This is a genomic window from Nonomuraea sp. KM88, assembly GCF_052245635.1.
Lineage (GTDB): Bacteria > Actinomycetota > Actinomycetes > Streptosporangiales > Streptosporangiaceae > Nonomuraea.
On sequence record NZ_JBQQCC010000012.1, the window covers coordinates 33,612 to 52,808 of the forward strand.

20 protein-coding genes and 2 tRNA genes are annotated in these 19,197 nt (G+C 70.5%); 17 read left to right on the forward strand and 5 right to left on the reverse strand.

The window, feature by feature from the left end; all coding sequences use genetic code 11:
* Positions 1-2 precede the first annotated feature (2 nt).
* Both ACTWPV_RS31100 and ACTWPV_RS31105 read right to left on the reverse strand, forming a co-directional pair.
* Positions 3-746, reverse strand: a complete 744-nt coding sequence (locus ACTWPV_RS31100) for an ABC transporter permease (protein ID WP_443154515.1) — start codon at positions 744-746, stop codon at positions 3-5.
* Positions 727-1,668, reverse strand: a complete 942-nt coding sequence (locus ACTWPV_RS31105) for an ATP-binding cassette domain-containing protein (RefSeq protein ID WP_443154516.1) — start codon at positions 1,666-1,668, stop codon at positions 727-729. The genes ACTWPV_RS31100 and ACTWPV_RS31105 overlap by 20 nt, the downstream gene beginning before the upstream one ends.
* Positions 1,669-1,927: 259 nt before the next feature.
* Here ACTWPV_RS31105 and ACTWPV_RS31110 point away from each other — a divergent pair, with 259 nt between their 5' ends.
* The 13 genes from ACTWPV_RS31110 to ACTWPV_RS31170 all read left to right on the forward strand — a co-directional run bounded on the left by ACTWPV_RS31110 (position 1,928) and on the right by ACTWPV_RS31170 (position 10,858).
* Positions 1,928-2,479, forward strand: coding sequence for an AAA family ATPase (locus tag ACTWPV_RS31110; RefSeq protein WP_443154517.1), 552 nt, complete (start codon positions 1,928-1,930; stop codon positions 2,477-2,479).
* A 38-nt stretch (positions 2,480-2,517) separates the two neighbouring features.
* Positions 2,518-3,480, forward strand: coding sequence for a lysozyme (locus ACTWPV_RS31115; protein ID WP_443154518.1), 963 nt, complete (start codon positions 2,518-2,520; stop codon positions 3,478-3,480).
* Positions 3,481-3,522: 42 nt separating this feature from the next.
* The gene (locus ACTWPV_RS31120) at positions 3,523-4,065 is read left to right on the forward strand and encodes a C40 family peptidase (RefSeq protein ID WP_443154519.1); all 543 of its coding nucleotides are present in this window, start codon (positions 3,523-3,525) and stop codon (positions 4,063-4,065) included.
* Positions 4,066-4,115: 50 nt separating this feature from the next.
* Positions 4,116-4,346 carry a transposase gene (locus ACTWPV_RS31125; RefSeq protein ID WP_443154520.1) on the forward strand — a complete coding sequence of 77 codons (231 nt, stop codon included), beginning with the start codon at positions 4,116-4,118 and terminating at the stop codon, positions 4,344-4,346.
* 39 nt (positions 4,347-4,385) lie between these two features.
* Positions 4,386-4,458, forward strand: a tRNA-Thr gene (locus ACTWPV_RS31130).
* A gap of 878 nt (positions 4,459-5,336) precedes the next feature.
* Positions 5,337-5,783, forward strand: coding sequence for a hypothetical protein (locus tag ACTWPV_RS31135; protein ID WP_443154521.1), 447 nt, complete (start codon positions 5,337-5,339; stop codon positions 5,781-5,783).
* Between the two features lie 482 nt (positions 5,784-6,265).
* Positions 6,266-6,339 (forward strand) — tRNA-Met (locus tag ACTWPV_RS31140).
* A gap of 70 nt (positions 6,340-6,409) precedes the next feature.
* Positions 6,410-6,574, forward strand: coding sequence for a 50S ribosomal protein L33 (rpmG, locus tag ACTWPV_RS31145; protein WP_019632658.1), 165 nt, complete (start codon positions 6,410-6,412; stop codon positions 6,572-6,574).
* Between the two features lie 317 nt (positions 6,575-6,891).
* Positions 6,892-7,341: a MaoC family dehydratase N-terminal domain-containing protein gene (locus ACTWPV_RS31150; RefSeq protein WP_443154522.1), complete on the forward strand. Its 450-nt coding sequence runs from the start codon at positions 6,892-6,894 to the stop codon at positions 7,339-7,341.
* Complete coding sequence (locus ACTWPV_RS31155) at positions 7,341-7,769, forward strand: MaoC family dehydratase (RefSeq protein ID WP_443154523.1); 429 nt, start codon at positions 7,341-7,343, stop codon at positions 7,767-7,769. Before ACTWPV_RS31150 ends, ACTWPV_RS31155 begins: the two co-directional genes overlap by 1 nt.
* A gap of 54 nt (positions 7,770-7,823) precedes the next feature.
* Complete coding sequence (locus ACTWPV_RS31160; protein WP_443154524.1) at positions 7,824-8,888, forward strand: hypothetical protein; 1,065 nt, start codon at positions 7,824-7,826, stop codon at positions 8,886-8,888.
* Positions 8,889-9,030: 142 nt separating this feature from the next.
* The gene (locus ACTWPV_RS31165) at positions 9,031-10,068 is read left to right on the forward strand and encodes a UDP-N-acetylmuramate dehydrogenase (protein ID WP_443154525.1); all 1,038 of its coding nucleotides are present in this window, start codon (positions 9,031-9,033) and stop codon (positions 10,066-10,068) included.
* A 223-nt stretch (positions 10,069-10,291) separates the two neighbouring features.
* Positions 10,292-10,858: a TMEM165/GDT1 family protein gene (locus ACTWPV_RS31170; protein WP_443154526.1), complete on the forward strand. Its 567-nt coding sequence runs from the start codon at positions 10,292-10,294 to the stop codon at positions 10,856-10,858.
* Between the two features lie 95 nt (positions 10,859-10,953).
* Here ACTWPV_RS31170 and ACTWPV_RS31175 read toward each other — a convergent pair whose 3' ends face one another.
* Complete coding sequence (locus ACTWPV_RS31175; RefSeq protein ID WP_443154527.1) at positions 10,954-13,815, reverse strand: ATP-binding protein; 2,862 nt, start codon at positions 13,813-13,815, stop codon at positions 10,954-10,956.
* Between the two features lie 111 nt (positions 13,816-13,926).
* Positions 13,927-14,073, reverse strand: a complete 147-nt coding sequence (locus tag ACTWPV_RS31180; RefSeq protein ID WP_347649222.1) for a hypothetical protein — start codon at positions 14,071-14,073, stop codon at positions 13,927-13,929.
* Positions 14,074-14,258: 185 nt separating this feature from the next.
* On the opposite strand from ACTWPV_RS31180, the gene deoC reads away from it, so the two are divergent.
* The 4 genes from deoC to ACTWPV_RS31200 are packed head-to-tail and all read left to right on the forward strand — an operon-like array spanning position 14,259 to position 17,682.
* A complete protein-coding gene (gene deoC / locus ACTWPV_RS31185; RefSeq protein WP_443154716.1) occupies positions 14,259-15,200 on the forward strand; it encodes a deoxyribose-phosphate aldolase in 942 nt (313 codons plus the stop codon).
* The gene (locus ACTWPV_RS31190; RefSeq protein WP_443154528.1) at positions 15,200-16,630 is read left to right on the forward strand and encodes an aldehyde dehydrogenase family protein; all 1,431 of its coding nucleotides are present in this window, start codon (positions 15,200-15,202) and stop codon (positions 16,628-16,630) included. Before deoC ends, ACTWPV_RS31190 begins: the two co-directional genes overlap by 1 nt.
* On the forward strand, positions 16,623-16,844 hold the full coding sequence (locus ACTWPV_RS31195; RefSeq protein WP_347649220.1) for a hypothetical protein: 222 nt from the start codon (positions 16,623-16,625) through the stop codon (positions 16,842-16,844). The genes ACTWPV_RS31190 and ACTWPV_RS31195 overlap by 8 nt, the downstream gene beginning before the upstream one ends.
* Positions 16,837-17,682 carry an aldehyde dehydrogenase family protein gene (locus ACTWPV_RS31200; RefSeq protein WP_443154529.1) on the forward strand — a complete coding sequence of 282 codons (846 nt, stop codon included), beginning with the start codon at positions 16,837-16,839 and terminating at the stop codon, positions 17,680-17,682. Before ACTWPV_RS31195 ends, ACTWPV_RS31200 begins: the two co-directional genes overlap by 8 nt.
* Positions 17,683-17,753: 71 nt before the next feature.
* Here ACTWPV_RS31200 and ACTWPV_RS31205 read toward each other — a convergent pair whose 3' ends face one another.
* Positions 17,754-19,196 carry an amidase gene (locus tag ACTWPV_RS31205; RefSeq protein ID WP_443154530.1) on the reverse strand — a complete coding sequence of 481 codons (1,443 nt, stop codon included), beginning with the start codon at positions 19,194-19,196 and terminating at the stop codon, positions 17,754-17,756.
* Between the last annotated feature and the right edge of the window lies 1 nt (position 19,197).

The following is a 19,197-nucleotide window of genomic DNA, read 5'->3' on the forward strand; positions in this document are numbered from 1 at the left end:
GATCACACGCCCCGGCGCATGGCCCGGTTGCCGAGGTGGAGCCCGATCGCGGCCACCGCGCAGGCGGCGGCGGTGCCGTACAGGATGGAGGGGCTCGCGAGGTGGCCGGCGAAGAGGGCTCGCTGGGCGTCGACGATGTACGTGACCGGGTTGGCGTACCCGATGGCCCGTAGCCAGGCGGGGCCGGTGTCCAGCGGGAGGAGCACTCCAGAGCACAGGAGCAGCGGGAAGAGGATCGACTGGCTGACGATGTAGAACAGGGTGCCGCCGGGCGCCGACTTGATGGCGAGGACGAACGAGAGGGAGCCCAGCCCGACCCCGAAGATCACCAGCAGCACGAGACCGGCCAGCACGCCCGCCGGATGGAGGTCGAAGCCGAGGGGCAGCGCCAGGAGGATGATCAGCACGGCCTGGGCCAGCAGGACGATCATCTCCTTCATGGTCCTGCCGACGAGCATCGCGGTGCGGTTGAGCGGCGTGACCATCAGGCGCTCCATCGAGCCGCCGATCAGCTCGACCAGCAGCGTGTAGCCGGCGCCCATCGGGCCGGTCAGGCACATCATGACGAGGATCCCCGGCACGAACCACTGCCACGACGAGCCGACCGCCCCGTCCAGCAGCGACCCGAACAGGAACAGGAACAGCAGCGGCTGCCCCATCTCGAAGAGGAGCCCGACGGGCTCGCGCAGGGCCGGCCTGGCCTCGCGTGAGAGGACGGTGGCGGTGTCACGCAGGAATGTCGTCATCGGTGAGGCTTCTCCCGGTAAGAGCGAGGAACACGTCGTCAAGGGTGGGGCGGGCGGTCTCGGCGGTGGTGACCTTGATGCCGGAGCCGTCCAGGGTGCGGAGATAGTCGGGCAGCGCGGCGGCGGCGTTGGGCACCTGGAGGCGCACGGTGGTGCCGGTCGCGGTCCCTTTGCCGATGCGGGCGGCCGTCGCGGCCTCCTGCTCGGTGCTGGTGGTGATCGTGATGTGGTCGCCGGCGAGGTCGTTCTTGAGCTGTTCCGCGGTGCCGTCCGCGATGATCTTCCCGCCGTCGATGATGACCACGCGTTCCGCCATGGTGTCGGCCTCCTCCAGGTAGTGCGTGGTGAGGAAGAGCGTCGTGCCGAACGTCTCCCGCAGCCGGAGGATGTGCTGCCAGATGTCGGCGCGGCTCTTCGGGTCGAGGCCGGTCGAGGGCTCGTCCAGGAAGAGCAGGTCGGGGCGGTGGATGAGGCCGAGGGCGATGTCCAGGCGGCGGCGCTGGCCGCCGGAGAGGGTGCCGGGCTTGCGCCTGGCCAGCGGCACGAGGTCGAGCAGGTCCAGCAGTTCGTCGGCGCGGGCGGCCGCGTCGCGGATGCTCAGGCCGTAGCAGCGGCCCTGGGTGATGAGCTCGTCGCGGACGAAGAAGTTCTCTCCCGCGCTGTTCTTCTGGCCGACGTAGCCGATACGGGCGCGGACGGCGGCCGGGTTCTCGCCCACGTCATGGCCCGCCACCCTGGCGGTGCCGGAGGTGGGCGGCAGCAGTGTGGTGAGCATGCGCAGGGTCGTGGACTTGCCTGCGCCGTTGGGGCCGAGGAACGCCACGAGCCGGCCGGCCTCCACGTCGAGGTCGATGCCGCGAACGGCGGTGACGGTCTCCTTCTTGACTCTGAACTCTCGGGTCAGGCCCCGGGCGTGGATCATGGTCGGTCTCCTCTGGGCATGGCGAAGAAACCCCTGGTCGGGGCGGACAATCCGGAATGGGACAAGTTTGTGCAGGGGAAACCGGGTTTGGCAAACGCGAATGTCACGTTCATGAACCGCTGTGACCTGCGGAAACGACGTCGTCGACGGCCGCTCCCACATAGGCGATTTCGGGGCTCTGAAGTGCGGGTTTCCGGATAGCGGAGAAGTTTTTCCCGACGAGCGCCCGGGGGCGGCGGTTCTGGCAGCATGTCGGGTCATGCGCAGACTTGCCGTGCTGGTGAACGGGCTGCCGGGAGCGGGGAAGAGCACGCTGGCCCGGGCGCTCGGCCGCGAACTCGGGCTGCCCGTGTTCTCCAAGGACGATCTCAAGGAGACGCTGGCCGATGTCCTCGCCAGGCCCGACGGCGTGGAGGCGAGGGAGTGGAGCAGGCGCCTCGGGATGGCCGCGGCCGAAAGCCTGTGGACGTTGCTCGCGAACTCCCCGCCGGGCGCGGTGCTGGAGAGCCCGTGGCTCGCGCCGCTGCGTCCCGTGGTGCTGGCCGGGCTCGACCGGGCGGGCGTCGCGCCGGCGGAGGTGCGGGAGGTCTGGTGCGAGGTGCCGCCCGGCGTGGCGAGGAGCCGGTACGAGCGCCGGGTGCGGCACCCGATCCACCATGACGCCGAGGTCGATGACGGGCGGTGGCGGCAGTGGGTGGCGGCGGCGCGGCCGCTCGCGCTGGGGCCGGTCATTTCAGTGGACACGTCGAAGAACGTGAATATCGCCGAACTTGCACGTTCGTGTATGGCTCAGGAAAGATCTCCGGCGTGAAACGTCTGTGGTTATCAGCGGTCATTCTGGCGACGGGGATGACGGGAGTCGCCGAGGCCGCCGACGGCGTTCCCGGGGTCGACGTCAGCAACTGGACCGGTGACGTCGACTGGGAGAGCGTGTCCCTGGGCGGTGGGAAGTTCGCGTTCGTGCAGGCCACCGAGGGGGGCGACTACCGCAACCCGCGTTTCGAGACGCAGTTCGGCGGCGCGGCGGAGGCGGGGCTCTTCCGCGGTGCCTATCACTTTGCGCAACCGCACGAATCCGACGGGACAACTCAAGCCGACTATTTCCTTCAAAATGGCGGCGACTGGATCGGCGACGGCCAAACCCTGCCCGGGGTCCTCGATGTGGAGGACAATCCGTACAAAGACAAGAACGGCAAGAACTCCTGCTACGGCCTGTCTACGAAGGACATGGTCGGCTGGATCAAGGACTTCACCGTCCGATACCGCAGGGCGACCGGCCGGCACGTGATCATCTACACCACGGCGAGCTGGTGGCGGACCTGCACGGGAAACTCGGCCGCCTTCACGTCCAACCCCCTCTGGCTGGCCCGCTGGGGCAGCGAGCCAGGTGCGCTGCCGAAGAGCTGGAAGAGGCACACGTTCTGGCAGTCGGCGGAGAAGGGCGCGCTGGCCGGCGGCCAGAACGCGTTCAACGGCAGCGAGTCCCAGCTCAAGGCGCTGGCCAACCCGCCGGCCGAGGTGATGGTATCGGGCGAGGCCAGGAGCCGGACGTCGTACAGGGTCGTCGTGACGAACACGGGCCCGCACCCCGTCAAGGACATCAAGGTGTCGGGGCGCGCGTTCGGCGGGCAGCGGGTGGTCGAGGCGCCGGCGTGCAAGTTCAGCGGCACGGCGGTGTCGTGCCGGATCGAGGAGCTGCCGCGGGCGAAGAAGGTGTTGTTCGTGTTCACCACCAAGCCCAGGAAGATGAAGGGCACGGTCGGCATGAAGGTCACCGTCGGTTCGGTGAAACTCACCCTGAAAGCGCGATAAGGCAGGATAAATCCCAAGTCCCGGTGTTAAAGGGGGTTTGGGATGAAGCGGCGGCTGGTTGTGGCGGTGGCGCTGATCCTGCTCACCGCCACGGCCTCGGTGCCGCTCGGCCTGTCCCTGCCGCCCAGGATCGTCCAGATCGCCTACGAGATCGAGCGGTACGGCATCGCGTACTCGTGGGGTGGCGGCCACGCCGTGGAGCCCGGCCCGTCGAAGGGCACCTGCAGGGGTTACCGGGGCAGGATCAAGCCCTGCCCGGCGGCCAGGACGCGCGGCCTCGACTGCTCGGGGCTGGCCCGATGGGTGTACGCGCTGGCGCACGGCAGGGACGTGCTGGGGCCGGGCAACACCGACGCGCACGTACGGAAGATGCGCCGGGTGAAGTCCCCGAAGCCGGGAGACCTAGCTTTCTTCGGAAAGATCACCAAAAAGACCGTCAAAACCCATCATGTCGGCATCTACCTGGGCAATGGGACGATGATGAACGCACCCGAGACCGGGGCGATCGTGCGCGTCGACGACATGGCCGAGAAGGAGGACTTCGCCGGCTTCTACCGCTACCGCCCGCCGCGTACGGTCCGGTGACGCGTGTGGCGGCCGGAAATTGAGAGACCCGGTGGCTAATGTGTGCGGCTATGGACAGGCGATGGGTCGGCCTCGACGGCTACGAGATCCTGCCGGCCATCCGGGCCGGCCGGCAGGTGTTGCGCGTGCGCAGGCACGGGTGCGTGATCGCCGACTGCACCTCGGTCGCGCAGGTGGCCAGGCTCGTCGATCTGGCCGACCTGTGCGAGGTCATCGAGCTGCCCGCCCGGCGCCGCGCACAGGTCCCCGTGGAGGCCGGAACAAGTTCGCATCAGGGCTGAGCGCCGTGTATGGTTACACCTGTCCGCAGCGCCGGACAGGCCCCTATAGCTCAGTCGGCAGAGCGTCTCCATGGTAAGGAGAAGGTCAACGGTTCGATTCCGTTTGGGGGCTCCCACCTTGACCAGCCATAACGCCCGACCCGCCAGATAGCGGGCCGGGCGTTTCGCCTTGAGTGCGACGAAAATGCGATGACCTTGGACGGTCACGCGTCCCGCACTCGCCACTCAACCACCTCGCCGCACGGCGCGATCGGCGTCTTGCGGCTGTCACGGAACGGAGCGCGCTTGCGGTGACCTCGGCCAGCCGCCACTGGCCCCACTCCGGCAGGACGTGGGCGCGAAACAGTAGGCGTAGGTGCTGCGCGAGCGTACCCATCGGTCAAGGCCGCCGTGGACGGACTGGTCGACGCCAGCGTTCTGGCCGACGACGACGCCGGTCACCTGGTCGGGCCGGACACGGGCTCGGCGACGTCACGCGCCAGCCGCAACTCGTGCTGCACATCCACCAGCTCGGAAAGGAGCGGTCGTGAGCGTGCAGGTCCGCATCGACGAGGCGGCGCTGTGTCGCATGGCCCACCGGCATGACAGCCCGGTGGCGGTGGCCGCAGGCGCCCCCGAGGAAGTACTCCGTTGAGCTGCGTGATCGTGCGGTTCGGAGGTCTTTGAGTTGCGTGAGCGGACCGGGATGATCGCCCGTGTCGCGACCAGCTCGGGGTGTGCACAACGACCGGGGAGGGTGAGGACTCCTGCGTGGTGCTGCGGCGCGGGCACGGCGGCCTGACCACTGAGTGCGAGGCCCGCGCTCGCGGGTGAGACGTTTCTGGGGCGCTGCGAGTGATGCGGTGGCGAGTGATGCGCCCTGCATGACAAAATGCTCACAATGTGGGTCAGAAGTGCCGTACTGGACTGTTCGGGTTTCCGGGATAAAAGGTGCTGGACGTCCTCATGCGGTTGGATCGCTCTTTTGTGACACCTGTAGTTAAGTGAGGTATGAACGTGCTTGCTCGTACCAAGTTCACGGCCGTGGCGAGCGCCGCAGTGCTTGCGGCCGGGATCGTCTCCACGATTGCCGTTCCTGCCAGCGCGGCCGCCGTCGGCCCGTGTGGAAGCGGCTACAAGCTCGTGGGCACCTACAACATCAGCAAGGACGGGCAGAAGTACGGCGTCCTCGAGGTTCGGTGGAATGCCGGCACCGGGAAGAACTGCGCGTTGGCCTACGGCTCCGGATCGAACTATGGCCGAGCCGACTACAAGGCGGTGCGGGTTCGATCGTCCGACAAGACGTCCTGGGCCGACACCGACTGGGGGAACTTCTCGAAGTACGCGGGTCCTGTCTATGTCGCCGCCAAGAACAAGTGCATCGATGTATCCGCCCACGTCGAAGGCAGGTCGGGGAAAAGGGGTTTCGTGTACAAGCGTGACGTCCACTGCGGATGACCAGCGCGGCGCTGTGGAGAGCGGGGCGGTGAAAGCGGTCGCCATGCCATAGCCCACGGCCGGGGACACTCGCTGGGCATCCGATGACGGGTGCCCAGCCTGTCCGTGGCCATGTGAAAGAGTCCCTTCACGGTCATGCTGGAGCAGTGGAGGAGAGCGGGGCAGAGGAGTTCGCGGTGACGATCTCGGCAGGGGACTGGGGAGAACCGGAGGGACTGACCGGGCGGTGTGCGGGCCGCGCGCCGAGATGGCCACGCTGACCGAGCGACGCTCGGAGGAGTCTCGGGCCGCGCGCCTCTCGTCGCACGGCACCTGCGAGCGGTGGATCCGAGGTTCGTCCCCGAGCATGTCGGGCGCTGCGGATTTCGGTTGCCGGGGTTCCTGAGGCATACTGTAGAGACCCCGCCCGATGGAGCGAGTTGCTGATGTGCTCGCCACGTCGGGTATTCTCTACGATGGCCGGTGTCGTTAACCGGCTCAAAGGCGGAGTAGCTCAGTCAGGCAGAGCAAACGGCTCATAATCGTTGTGTCGCCGGTTCAAGTCCGGCCTCCGCTACTGCCCAATCCCAGGTCCACGGCCTGGGCACGGGTGTGTCCATGTCCCGAACGTAGAAAGGCACTCCCAAGTGGCTGCCACCGACGTTAGGCCGAAGATCACGCTGGCCTGCCAGGAGTGCAAGCACCGCAACTACATCACGCGGAAGAACCGGCGCAACGACCCGGATCGGCTTGAGCTGAAGAAATACTGCCCCAACTGCCGCTGCCACCGCGCGCACCGCGAGACCCGCTAGGTTCGCACCGGGCAGGAGCCTCGGCCCCCCACATACGCTCCATCGCACAGCCGGCGTCCCTTCGCAGGGCGCCGGTTCGTCGTGTCCGCCCCCGGCCCGCCACATGTGGCGCTGGCCCGCGGCCGGCTCGTGCCGTGCCCTTGAACACCTGCCGGCCGAAGCGGGAAACGGTGGCCTCGGTCTTGCCGGGGTGGAAGAGGGCTGCTGGGGGCAGGGGCGGCACGGCAAAATCCGGGCCATCTCCCGCGACAGCCGAACGTTGTTCTGTTAGCGTCGCCCTCAGCAGCGCTCGGCTGGAGACGTACGAGGAGCCACTGATGGCCTTGAACCGTGACTTCGTGGGCCGGAGCTATCCGCCCAGCGCCCCATACGAGGTCAGCCGGGTGAAGATCAGGGAGTTCGCCACCGCGATCGGCGACAACAACCCTCTCTACCGCGACAAAGAGGCCGCGCAGGCCGCCGGCTACTCCGACGTGATCGCGCCGCCGACGTTCCCGATCGTCTTCAGCCTGCAGAGCGGCGGGGAGGCGCTCGCCGATCCCGGCCTGGGGCTCAACTTCGCCATGGTCGTCCACGGCGAGCAGCGCTTCGAGTACGTACGTCCCGTCGTCGCCGGCGACGAGCTGGTCACGACCGCGACGATCACCGACATCCGCACCGCCGGCAGCAACGAGCTGCTGACCGTGCGCAGCGACGTGGCGACCGTCGAGGGCGAGCCCGTCTGCGTCACCTACAACACGGTCGTCGAGCGCGGAGGGGCCGCCTGATGGCCGCCACGGTGAAGTACGACCAGGTCGAGGTCGGCCAGGAGCTCGCCCCGGTCGACTACCACGTGCGCCGCTCCAACCTGGTCATGTACGCCGGGGCCTCCGGCGACTTCAACCAGATCCACTGGAACGAGCGGTTCGCCAGGATGGTCGGGCTGCCCGACGTGATCGCGCACGGGATGTACACGATGGCGCAGGCCGGCCGGTTCGTCACCGACTGGGCGGGAGATCCCGGGGCGGTGGTCGACTACGGCGTGCGGTTCTCCTCGATGGTGGTCGTGCCCGATGACGACCAGGGCGCCACGATCACGGTCAGCGGCGTGATCGAGGAGAAGCTCGAGGACAAGCGGGTGGTCGTCGGGCTCGTCGCCAGGTCGGGGGAGGCACAGGTGTTGTCCAAGGCGCGTGCGGTGGTGCAGCTGACCTGAGCCTCGGCGGGCCGGCATGATAAGTTGGCCCGCTTTCGGGTACTCCGTGACGGTATGTCTGAAGCCGCGCGAGAAGTCTGGCCCACGGTCCGATCGATCCCCGTCTCCGCCGTCACCGACGCCAAGCCTCCTGGCCATCTCCGGCCCCCGCGCATCGAGGACGTGGCGGGCACCTCAGGCTCCGGCCGCGACACCGCGGGCGGCCCGGCGACCGGCTCTGGCACGGCAGCGACTGGTGTCGGCACGGCCGGGACCAAACCGCGCGGCACGCACGCACGCCAGAACCCCGCCGCCGAGCTGGGCTTCTCCGGCGACCCCGGCCAGCACGGCGACGACGAAGGCGACGGCATGCTGCACGCCCAGCGCACCTGGGACGCCTCGCTGGCCACCAGCCGCCTCGACGACCTGGGCGTCAACGCCGAGCGGCAGCGCGTCGAGACCGCGGACGTCACCACGAGCGTGGGCCTGCTCGTGGACGGCCGGCCCGAGGACGTACAGCGGTGCGTGCAGTCGCTGATCGACCACACGAGGGCCCGCGTGCTCGCCCTCGACCTGGGCAACGTCGACGGCGCCGGCAACGTGCTGGACGATCTGGCCCGCCGCAGGCCCGACCGGATCGCCACCTGGCACGTCGCCGAGCGGCCGCACTGGCGCGGCGGCACCGCCACCTGGGGCGAGAGCCGGGCCAAGCTGCTGCGGCTCGACATGTCCGAGGTCCACGTACTGATGGAGACGACCACCGTGCTGCGCGGCGACGCGCTGACCCCGCTGATCGCGGCCATCACCGAAGGCGCCGTCGCGGCCGGCTGGTGGGGCGCGGAACCGCTCGGCGACGGCCATAACTGGCGCGAGGCAGGGCCGGGCCGGGTGCGGGCGCTCACCGGAGACCTCATGGCGGTACGCCGGTCGGCGGCGCTCGGAGCGCTGCCCGAGGACGCCCGTCACGGCACGAACGCCGACCTGGAGCTCTCGCTCGCCCTGCACGGCACCCTGGTCGTGCCCCGCGACCGGCCGCCCGTGGAGCGCCTCGGCCGGCACGACGTGCCCGACGACTATCTGGAGCGGGAGTCGCGGCGCAACTATGACGGGGTGCTCCGCCTCCTGCACGCCTCCGCCTGACGGTTCTGCGGGTCGGGCCCGGCGGGAGTCCCGCTGCGGCCCGTGCCCTGGCGGGAAACGTGCCGCCCGGCCGCCGTCAGCGCCGGTTCGGGGCGCAGCGGCGGTCTGTCGGGCGGATCGCCCGTTAGTAAGCTGTGGGCCCATGGAGATGCTCGCGCCGTACACCACGTTGGGCCTGGGCGGGCCCGCCCGCGATTTCGCCGAGGCGTCCACGGCGGAGCAACTCGTCTCCCTGGTGGCCGAGGCCGACAGGAACGCCGTGCCCACGCTGGTGCTCGGCGGGGGCAGCAACGTCGTGGTGGCCGACGAGGGTTTCGACGGGCTCGTCATCAAGGTCGCCACCGAGGGCGTGTCCGTTTCGCGCGACGGCGAGCAGGTGCTGGTCACCGTCGAGGCGGGCGAAGACTGGGACCCGCTGGTCGCCCGCGCCGTGGCTGAGGGCTGGTCGGGCCTCGAGTGCATGTCCGGCATCCCGGGGCAGGTCGGTTCGACCCCCATCCAGAACGTCGGCGCGTACGGCCAGGAGGTCGCCCAGAGCATCAGGTGCGTGCGCGCCTACGACCGGCGCACCCGGCAGGTGGTCGACCTGGAGGCGCGGCAGTGCGGCTTCTCCTACCGCGACAGCGTCTTCAAGCGGGATCTGGCGCGGCACGTGGTGCTCGCGGTGACGTACGCGCTGGACGTCTCCGAGTTGTCCGGCCCGCTGGCGTACGCGGAGCTGGCCGGCCGGCTGCGGGCCGAGCCGGGGGGCCGGGTGCCGCTCGCCCGGGCGCGTGAGGCGGTCCTGGAGTTGCGGCGGGGCAAGGGCATGGTGCTCGACCCGGGCGACCCCGACACGCGCAGTGCCGGGTCCTTCTTCACCAACCCGGTCCTGACGGCCGAGCAGGCGGAAGCGCTGGCGGCGCGCGCTCCCGGCCACCCGCAGTGGGACATGCCCGACGGATCGGTCAAGGTGCCCGCCGCCTGGCTGATCGAGCAAGCCGGCTTCCCGAAGGGTTACGAGCTCGGACCCGTACGCATCTCGACCAAGCACACGCTGGCCCTCACCAACCCCATGGGGAGCGCCACCACCGCCGACCTGCTGGCGCTGGCCAGGCACGTGCGCGACGGGGTGCGGGAGAAGTTCGGGGTCACGCTGGTCAACGAGCCAATGCTGGTCGGCTGCGCCCTCGGGGAATAGCGGCCCGATCTGGTCTGTTATGGTGTCTCGGAGTTACCGAAGGGGAGTAGTCCCAATCGTGTGATCGACACACTGGCGCTTCACCGCGCCCGGTCGCACGGGCCTCACACGGGCGGACGAGACCTTCGGCCTGGCAGCCATGCGACAAGTCGCTGCCGGGCCGAAGCCGTGCCCGCATCTCCCCGGGTTCTCGCTTCCGGCCCGGTCGCGCGGAAGAGGACCGTTGGAAGCGTTCTGGATCAGTCTCGGCGTCATCTTCGTGGCCGAGCTCGGTGACAAGAGCCAGCTGATGGCGATGACGTTCGCGACCCGCTTCAAGATGTGGCCCGTGCTCCTGGGCATCACCATCGCCACGACCGTCGTGCACCTGTTCAGCGTCGCCGTGGGCGGCCTGATCGGCGACGCCCTGCCGACGACGGCCATCTCCGTGGTGGCCGGGCTGGCCTTCCTCGGGTTCGCGGTGTGGACGTTGCGCGGTGACGAGCTGACCGAGGACGAGGCGCAGAAGGCCCGGCGCACCACCAGGAACGCCCTGATCGCGGTGACGGTGGCGTTCTTCCTGAGCGAGCTGGGCGACAAGACGATGCTGGCCACGATCACGCTGGCGACGCAGCACGGCTGGGTCGGCACCTGGATCGGCTCGACGGTCGGCATGGTGGCGGCGGACGCGCTGGCCATCGTCGTGGGCCGGCTGATGGGCAGGCACCTGCCCGAGAAGGTCATCAAGTACGGCGCCGCCGCGGCGTTCGCGGTGTTCGGCGTCGCTCTCCTGGTCGAGCCGCTTCTCTGAAGCTGTCGTGTCCCTGGCCGAGCCGCCCCCGGAAGCCGTGTCCCTGGCCGAGCCGCCCGCGGAAGGCGTGTCCCCGGCCGAGCCGCCCCCGGAAGCTACGGTGCCAGCAGCGACCGCCGGTGGGCCGCCGCGGCCGCCTCGCCCCGGGTGGTCACGCCCAGCTTGGCCAGGATGTTGGACACGTGCACGCTCACCGTCTTCGCCGAGATGAACAGCTCGGCCGCGATGTCCCGGTTGGTGCGGCCCTGGGTGACCAGGCGCAGCACCTCCAGCTCGCGCGGTGTCAGCAGCTCCGACTGTTCCTGCCCCTGCGAGAGCCGGCCCACCCGGCGGGACAGCGCCTCGATCTCCTCGACGAGCGGCGTCGCGCGCAGCGCCTCGGCCAGCGGCAGCGCCGTCTTCAGCCGCGCGGCCGCCCCCTCGCGGTCGCCGCCGCGCGCCACCACGGTGGCCGCCTGCAGCAGCGCCATGGCCTGGTTGTGCGGGCGGTGGAGGCGCTCCCAGGCCGCCGCCGCGGTGTCGAACTCGCCCCAGTACGACAGCCGGTACGCCTCCACGACCGGCCCGATGGCCGACAACTCGGCCGCGACCTCGGCGGCCTGCCGGCGCACGGCGGCGATCCCCTCGGCGCCGGGCTCGGTGGTCTCGGCGGCGTCGCAGACCGTGCGCAGCAGAGAGAGCAGCCGCCAGCCGAGCATGGCCTTGCTCGACTGCTGCGGACGTGACAGCACCCGCTCGGCCACGCCCAGGGCGGCACCCGGCTCGCCCTTGGCGAGGTGCCAGCGGATGAGCAGGCGGGCGTTGTGGGTGACGTCCTGGACGAACTCCTCCGGGCGCTGCTTCAGCAGGCCGATCTCCGACAGGATGCCCTCGACCAGCTCCAGCTCGCCCCTGGCCAGCGCGATGTCGGCGCGCACCCGCAGCAGGGCGTACCGGGTGCGCAGGACGGGCCCGTGGCCGAGCGCGGTTTCGACGACCTCGATGGCCTCGTCCCAGCGGCCGAGCGACTCCAGCACCTCGGCCCGGTTGTTCAGGATGAACAGGCCGCTGCCGCGCAGCCTGCCGTACTGCTTGGCGAGCCGCCAGCCGTCCTCCGCCATGCGCAGGGCCTCGTCGTCGCGGCCCGTGTCGGTCAGGGCGTCAATGTTGTTGCCCATGGCCCTGGTGATGATGCGGCCGGCGTTCGCCGCCCTGCCGAGCTCCAGGGCCTGCTCGTTGACCATGATCGTGGACTCGAGCTCGCCGTTGAGCGAGTGGCCGAGCGCCAGGTTCATCAGCAGGTCGGCTTCGAGGCTGCGTTCGCCGTGCTCCCTGACCAGCCGCAGGCCGTCGGCGATCAGCTCGCTCGCCTCGGCGATCGCGCCTCTCAGCATGAGCTGGCGGCTCAGCGGCGTGACGACCTCGGCCCAGTCGACGCTGTTCTCGGGGACGAGCCGCAGCGCGTGCCTGAGGTCGTCGAGGACGCCCGGATGCCCTTTGCTGTTCTTGATGCCGGCCCGCCGCACGATCAGCTGGGCCACCCGCGCCGGCTCCGCGGCCTCGTCCAGGTCGCACAGCGCGCCCTTGACGAACTTGAGTGCCGCGTCGACGTCGCCGCCGGCATTGGCGGCCTCGGAGGCCCGTTCCAGCACGGCGGTGTGGTCGGCGCCGATGAGCTCGGCCGCGTCGGGCACGCGGTCCCACAACATGAGGACGCGTTCGAGCAGGGGGACGGCCTCGGTGTAGGCGTACGCCTTGAACGACTTCTGCGCCGCCTCCCAGGCGGAGATCAGCGCCCATTGGTCGTTGCGGGCGCCGTACCAGTGGTGGGCCAGCTCGACTGCGGCGCGGCCGGGCGGGACCAGCCTGCGGTCCTTGGAGATCTCCTCGGCGTACCTGGCGTGCAGCCGCTGGTGCTCGCCGGGCAGCAACTCGTCGTGGACGGCCTCGCGGATCAGGGAGTGGCGGAAGACGTAGGCGCGGTTGTCGGCGATCTGCAGCACGTTGCCCGCGATCGCGGGGCGCAGCGCGGTCTCCAGTTCGATGTCGGACAGGCCGCTCACGGCGGCCAGCAGGGCGTGGCTGACCCTGGTGCCGCCCGCCGCGGCGACGCGGAGCAGGCGCTGGGTCTCCTCGGGCAGGCGTTCGACGGCGCTGAGGATGAGGTCCTGCATGGAGTCGGGGACCGTGCAGTCATCGCCGCCGTCCAGCAGGGCCTCGACGAACAGCGGGATGCCCTCGCTGCTCTCGTAGACCTTCTGCACCTTGGCGTACTGGGGGATCTCGCCGAGGATGCCGGTCATCTGCTGGGCGACCTCGTCCCTCGACAGGCGGGGCAGGTCGAGCCGGTGCACGCCGTTGACCCGGCCCAGCTCGGCCAGCACGGGCCTGAGCGGGTGCTGGCGATGCAGGTCGTCGGAGCGGTAGGTCATGACGATGAGGACCTGCGGCGTGTGCAGGTTGCGGCTGAGGAAGGCGATGAGGTCGCGGCTGGACCGGTCGGCCCAGTGGATGTCCTCGATGACGAGGATGGTGGGACGGCCGGCCGCGAGGCGTTCGAGCAGGGTGAGGAACTGCTCGAAGAGCCTCGCGCGGCCGGCGTCGGTCTCGCCGTCGCCGTTGAACTCCCCGAACTCGGGCAGCAGCCGGGCGAGATCGCGTTCGGCCCCGTCGGGCAGCAGCCCGGTCACCGTGCCGGGCCCCCGCTCCCTGACGAGCTGCCGGAGCGCGGCGGTGAAGGGCGCGTAGGCCAGGCCTTCCGTGGACAGCTCGACGCAGCCGCCGTACAGCACGTGCGCGCCTCCGGCGGCGCAGTGCTCGGCGAAGCGGTGGACGAGCCGGGTCTTGCCGACCCCGGCCTCACCGCCGATGAGGACGGCCGTCACCGTGCCCTTGAGCGCCTCGTCGAACGTCTCGGAGAGGGCCTTCAGCTCCTCTTGCCGCCCGACGAAGACGGGACTGACCGATCGTCCCCGCATGTCATCCAGCATGTCATGCCTTATCGGTTGTTTTCGACGTCTTTACGCTCGTTCATGGGGGTACGTAGGCCCGGCCACGAGGGAGGATGTGGCCGGGCACTCGTGGGGCGGTCATGAGGAGCGGCGCTTGCCGAAGATGGAGCGGCGCCCGGTCTTGTTCGCCCGCTCCGCCTCGCGTACGCGCCGGTGCTCGGCGGCCGTCCTGCGCAGCTCGCTGGCGTGGCTCTTCATGAGCTCGTACTCGATCTCGGGATTCACGGTGTCTCCTGCTTTTTCGTGCTTCTTCTTGACACCTTCAAGACTCGTGCTAAGGCCCCGCCCGCCACATCGGGTGGATGCCTTATCTCTGGCGCGCGGACACGCCAGGCGTACCTAGGACCTGGGGCACGATCGCCCTAAGGTGGTCTGGTTTGGAGCTGGCGGCCCTGGTCGGCGATGCTGTGATGGTGTCAACTGTGACTACCTCGCTCACGGACGTCGCTTCGTCCGACACCGCGTTGCGAGCATTCCTGCACGGCCTGCCCGGTGTCGACCGGGTCGGCGCGGACCAGCGGGCGGCGATGCTGGGCACCCGTTCGATCAAGACCACGGCCAAGGCGCGGGCCATCGACCTGGCCATCTCGATGGTCGACCTGACCACGCTGGAGGGGGCCGACACGGCCGGCAAGGTGCGCGCGATGTGCACCAAGGCCGTGCGGCCCGGCGGCGGCGCGCCCGAAGTGGCGGCCGTCTGCGTCTATCCCGACCTCGTCCCTGTCGCGGTCGAGGCGCTCGGCGGCGCCGGGGTCAAGGTCGCCTCGGTGGCGACCGCGTTCCCGAGCGGCCGCTCCTCGCTCGAGGTCAAGGTCGGCGAGACCGCGGCCGCGGTGGCGGCGGGCGCCGACGAGATCGACATGGTGATCGATCGGGGGGCGTTCCTGTCCGGCCGCTACATGAAGGTGTACGACGAGATCGTCGCGGTGAAGGCGGCCTGCGGGCCCGCCCACCTGAAGGTGATCCTGGAGACCGGAGAGCTGGCCACCTACGACAACGTCCGGCGGGCGTCCTGGCTGGCGATGCTGGCCGGCGCCGACTTCATCAAGACCTCGACGGGCAAGGTGTCGCCGGCGGCGACCCCGCCGGTGACGCTGATCATGCTGGAGGCGGTGCGCGACTTCCGCGACGCGACCGGCCGCCAGGTGGGGGTCAAGCCGGCCGGCGGCATCCGCACCACCAAAGACGCCATCAAGAACCTGGTGCTGGTCAACGAGACGGCCGGCGACGACTGGCTGACGCCGGAGTGGTTCAGGCTGGGCGCGTCGTCGCTCCTCAACGACCTGCTCATGCAGCGCCAGAAGCTGGCCACCGGCCGCTACGCCGGCCCCGACTACTTCACCCTGGACTGATGATGGCGATCTTCGAGTACGCCCCCGCGCCCGAATCGCGCGACGTCGTCGACATCAAGCCGTCGTACGGACTGTTCATCGACGGCGAGTTCGCCGACGGCTCCGGCACCCCCTTCAAGACCATCAACCCCGCGACCGAGGAGAAGCTGGCCGAGGTGGCCACGGCGACCTCCGACGACGTCGACCGGGCCGTGCAGGCCGCGCGCAAGGCGTTCGGGGTCTGGAGCGCGCTGCCCGGAGCTGAGCGGGCGAAATACCTGTTCAGGATCGCGCGCATCATCCAGGAGCGCGCTCGCGAGCTGGCCGTGCTGGAGTCGCTCGACAACGGCAAGCCCATCCGCGAGTCGCGCGACGTGGACGTGCCGCTGGTCGCGGCCCACTTCTTCTACTACGCGGGGTGGGCCGACAAGCTGGCCCACGCGGGGTTCGGCGGAGCCCGTCCGCTCGGCGTGGCCGGGCAGGTCATCCCGTGGAACTTCCCCCTGCTCATGCTGGCCTGGAAGATCGCTCCCGCGCTGGCCTGCGGCAACACGGTGGTGCTCAAGCCGGCCGAGACGACGCCGCTGACCGCGCTGGCCTTCGCCGACATCTGCCGCCAGGCCGACCTGCCGCCGGGCGTGGTCAACATCGTGACCGGCGCGGGCGAGACCGGCGCCGCCGTGGTGGGCCACCCCGACGTGAACAAGGTGGCCTTCACCGGCTCCACCGAGGTGGGCCGGATCATCGCGCGCGCGGTGGCGGGCACCGACAAGAAGCTGACCCTCGAGCTGGGCGGCAAGGCGGCCAACATCGTGTTCGAGGACGCCGCCGTCGACCAGGCCGTCGAGGGCATCGTCAACGGCATCTTCTTCAACCAGGGCCACGTGTGCTGCGCCGGGTCGCGGCTGCTGGTGCAGGAGTCCGTCCACGAGGAGGTGCTGGAGTCGCTGCGCAGGCGGCTGAGCACGCTCAGGCTGGGCGACCCGCTCGACAAGAACACCGACATCGGCGCGATCAACTCGGCCGAGCAGCTCGCGAAGATCCGCTCGCTGAGCGACCTCGGCGAGAGCGAGGGCGCGCGGCGCTGGTCGCCCGCCTGCGAGCTGCCGGACAAGGGTTTCTGGTTCCCGCCCACGGTCTTCACCGGGGTCGCGCAGTCGCACAGCATCGCCAGGGACGAGATCTTCGGTCCCGTGCTGTCCGTGCTGACCTTCCGCACGCCCGCCGAGGCCGTCGAGAAGGCCAACAACACCCCGTACGGGCTGTCCGCCGGCATCTGGACGGAGAAGGGCTCGCGCATCCTGTGGATGGCCGACCGGCTCAGGGCCGGGGTCGTCTGGGCCAACACGTTCAACAAGTTCGACCCGGCCTCGCCCTTCGGCGGCTACAAGGAGTCCGGGTACGGCAGGGAAGGCGGGCTGCACGGGCTGGAGGCGTACCTCGATGTGTGAGCGTGACCAACCGGGCCGCGGGCCCGGCTCCAGGTGCGGGCTGCGCCGCGCCCGCCGCGCGCAGCCCACGGACGGGCACGCCTTCGCCAGGGTCGGACGCCCCGTGCGCACCGGCTGGTTCGCCCACCGCTGCGGCGTGAGCCGGTGCGGCCAGGTCTTCGTGCAGGTCCAGATGTCGCAGGAGTCCACGTGGAGGGGGCGCGGCGATGAGTAGGTTGTCCGTCAGAAAGACCTACAAGCTGTACATCGGAGGGGCGTTCCCGCGCTCGGAGAGTGGGAGGTCCTACCCGGTGACCTCGGCCAAGGGCGACTTCCTCGCCAACGCTTCGCGCGCCTCGCGCAAGGACGCCCGCGACGCCGTGGTGGCTGCCCGCAAGGCGTTCCCCGGCTGGTCGGGCGCCACCCCCTACAACCGGGGGCAGATCCTCTACCGCGTGGCCGAGATGCTGGAGGGCCGGCGCGGCCAGTTCGTCGAGGAGCTCGGCGGCGGCAAGCGGGCGGCGGCCGAGCGGGTCGACGCGACGGTCGACCGGCTGGTCTGGTACGCGGGATGGTCCGACAAGATCGCCGCCGTGCACGGCGCGGCCAACCCGGTGGCGGGCCCCTACTTCAACCTGTCGTCGCCCGAGCCGACCGGCGTGGTGGCCGTGGTGGCGCCCGCCGATCCGCTGCTCGGGCTGGTGTCGGTGGTCGCCCCGGTGATCGTCACCGGCAACACGTGCGTGGTGGTGGCCTCGGAGCCGTCCCCGCTCGCGGCGATCACCCTGGCCGAGGTGCTGGCCACCTCCGACCTGCCGGGCGGGGTGGTCAACATCCTCACCGGGTCGCAGGCCGAGCTGGCTCCCTGGCTGGCCGCCCACATGGACGTCAACGGGCTCGACCTGACCGGAGTCGACGACACCGACCTCGCGCTGCGGTGCGAGCAGGCGGCGGCGGAAAACCTCAAGCGCGTGCTGCGGCCCGCGCCGGAGGAGTGGACGGCAGACCCCGGGCTCGGGCGGATGACCCGGTTCCTGGAGACCAAGACCGTCTGGCACCCGATCGGCATCTGAATCCCACAACGTCCCCCGGTCCAGGCCGGGGGACGTTGTGGTCCCCACGGGGCCTCCGGAAGGGCCGGCCGTCAGAAACCGAGACCCGGCGGGCGAAGCGGCGGGTGGGCGGACTGCAACTGGGCCGCCAGGCCGAGCAGATGGGGCTCGCCGCCGGGCGGGGCGACGATCTGCACCGCGATGGGCAGCGCGGTCGAATGCGTGGCGATCGGCACGGTGATCGCGGGCCAGCCGCACATGTTCCACGCGCCGGTGGCGGGGGCGTACCTGACGTTGGTCACCGTGTTGCGCACGAAGCCGCGCCTGCCCCAGCGGTCGGCCATGGGCGGGATCGCGGCCAGGGCGGGCATGATCATGGCGTCGGCGTTGCCGAACCACTGGTCGGCGCCGTAGCCGCTCCAGCGCTCGCGACCGCTCGCGCCGTCCAGCTTGAGCGCGCCTAGAGCCCGGCCCGCGCGGCTCAGCGCCCGCGTACGCCGCTCCAGCCGGCCCCTGTCCAGGCCGTCCGCCGCCGCCGCGGTCCTGACCAGCCACGCCGCGACCGACGCCGGGCCCAGCCAGCCGGGCAGCTTGCGGGTGTGCTCGACCACCGTGTGCCCGGCCACGCGCAACGTCTCGCTCGCCGCGCGTACGGCGGCCTGGAACTCCTTGTCCACGGTCAGGCCCGCGGGCAGCGGCTGAGAGGCGTAGGCCACCCGCAGGTCGAACGGCTCCGGGCCGTCGGAGGGCGGCTGCGGCTCCCACACCTTGTCGTCGTCGGCCCAGACCGAGCGCAACATGGGCGGGCTCGGCTCCTCCCGCCGCCCCGACCGCCACGCCTGGGCCAGCGACGGGTCCCCGGCCAGCACCGACAGCGCCAGCGCCAGGTCCGGCGCCGTACGGGCCAGCGGGCCGTTCTCGCACAACCGGTCCCAGTCGTCGGAGGGCGGCGGCACCAGCCCGGTGCCCGGCTTGATGCCCAGCACCCCGCAGCACGCCGCCGGGATGCGTACCGAGCCCATGCCGTCGTTGCCGAGCGCCAGCGGCACCATGCCGGCAGCCACGGCCGCGGCGCTGCCCGCCGACGAGCCGCCGGGCGTGCGCGCCAGATCCCACGGGTTGCGCGCGATGCCGTAGGCGCTGTCGCCGAACGCGACCAGCCCCAGCTCGGGCAGGTTCGTCAGGCCGACCACCACCGCACCCGCCGCGCGCAGGCGCGCCACCGTCTCGTGATCCTGCCGCGCGGGCACGTCCGGCGTCGCCCTGGACCCGGCGAGCATGGCCGTGCCGGCCACCTCCAGGTTGTCCTTGACCGCCACCGGCACGCCGGCGAGCGGGAGCTCCGCGAGGTCGCGCCGCTTCTGCAACTCCCGTGCCTCGTCCAGCGCCTGCTCGCGGACCAGCCGGAACGCCCGTAATCTGGGATCTCGCTCCGAGATGGCGTGGAGATGCTCCTCGACGACCGTCTCGGCCGTGACGTCCCCGCGCCTGACGGCCGTCGCGATCTCGACAGCGGACCTGCCTGCCCACAACATG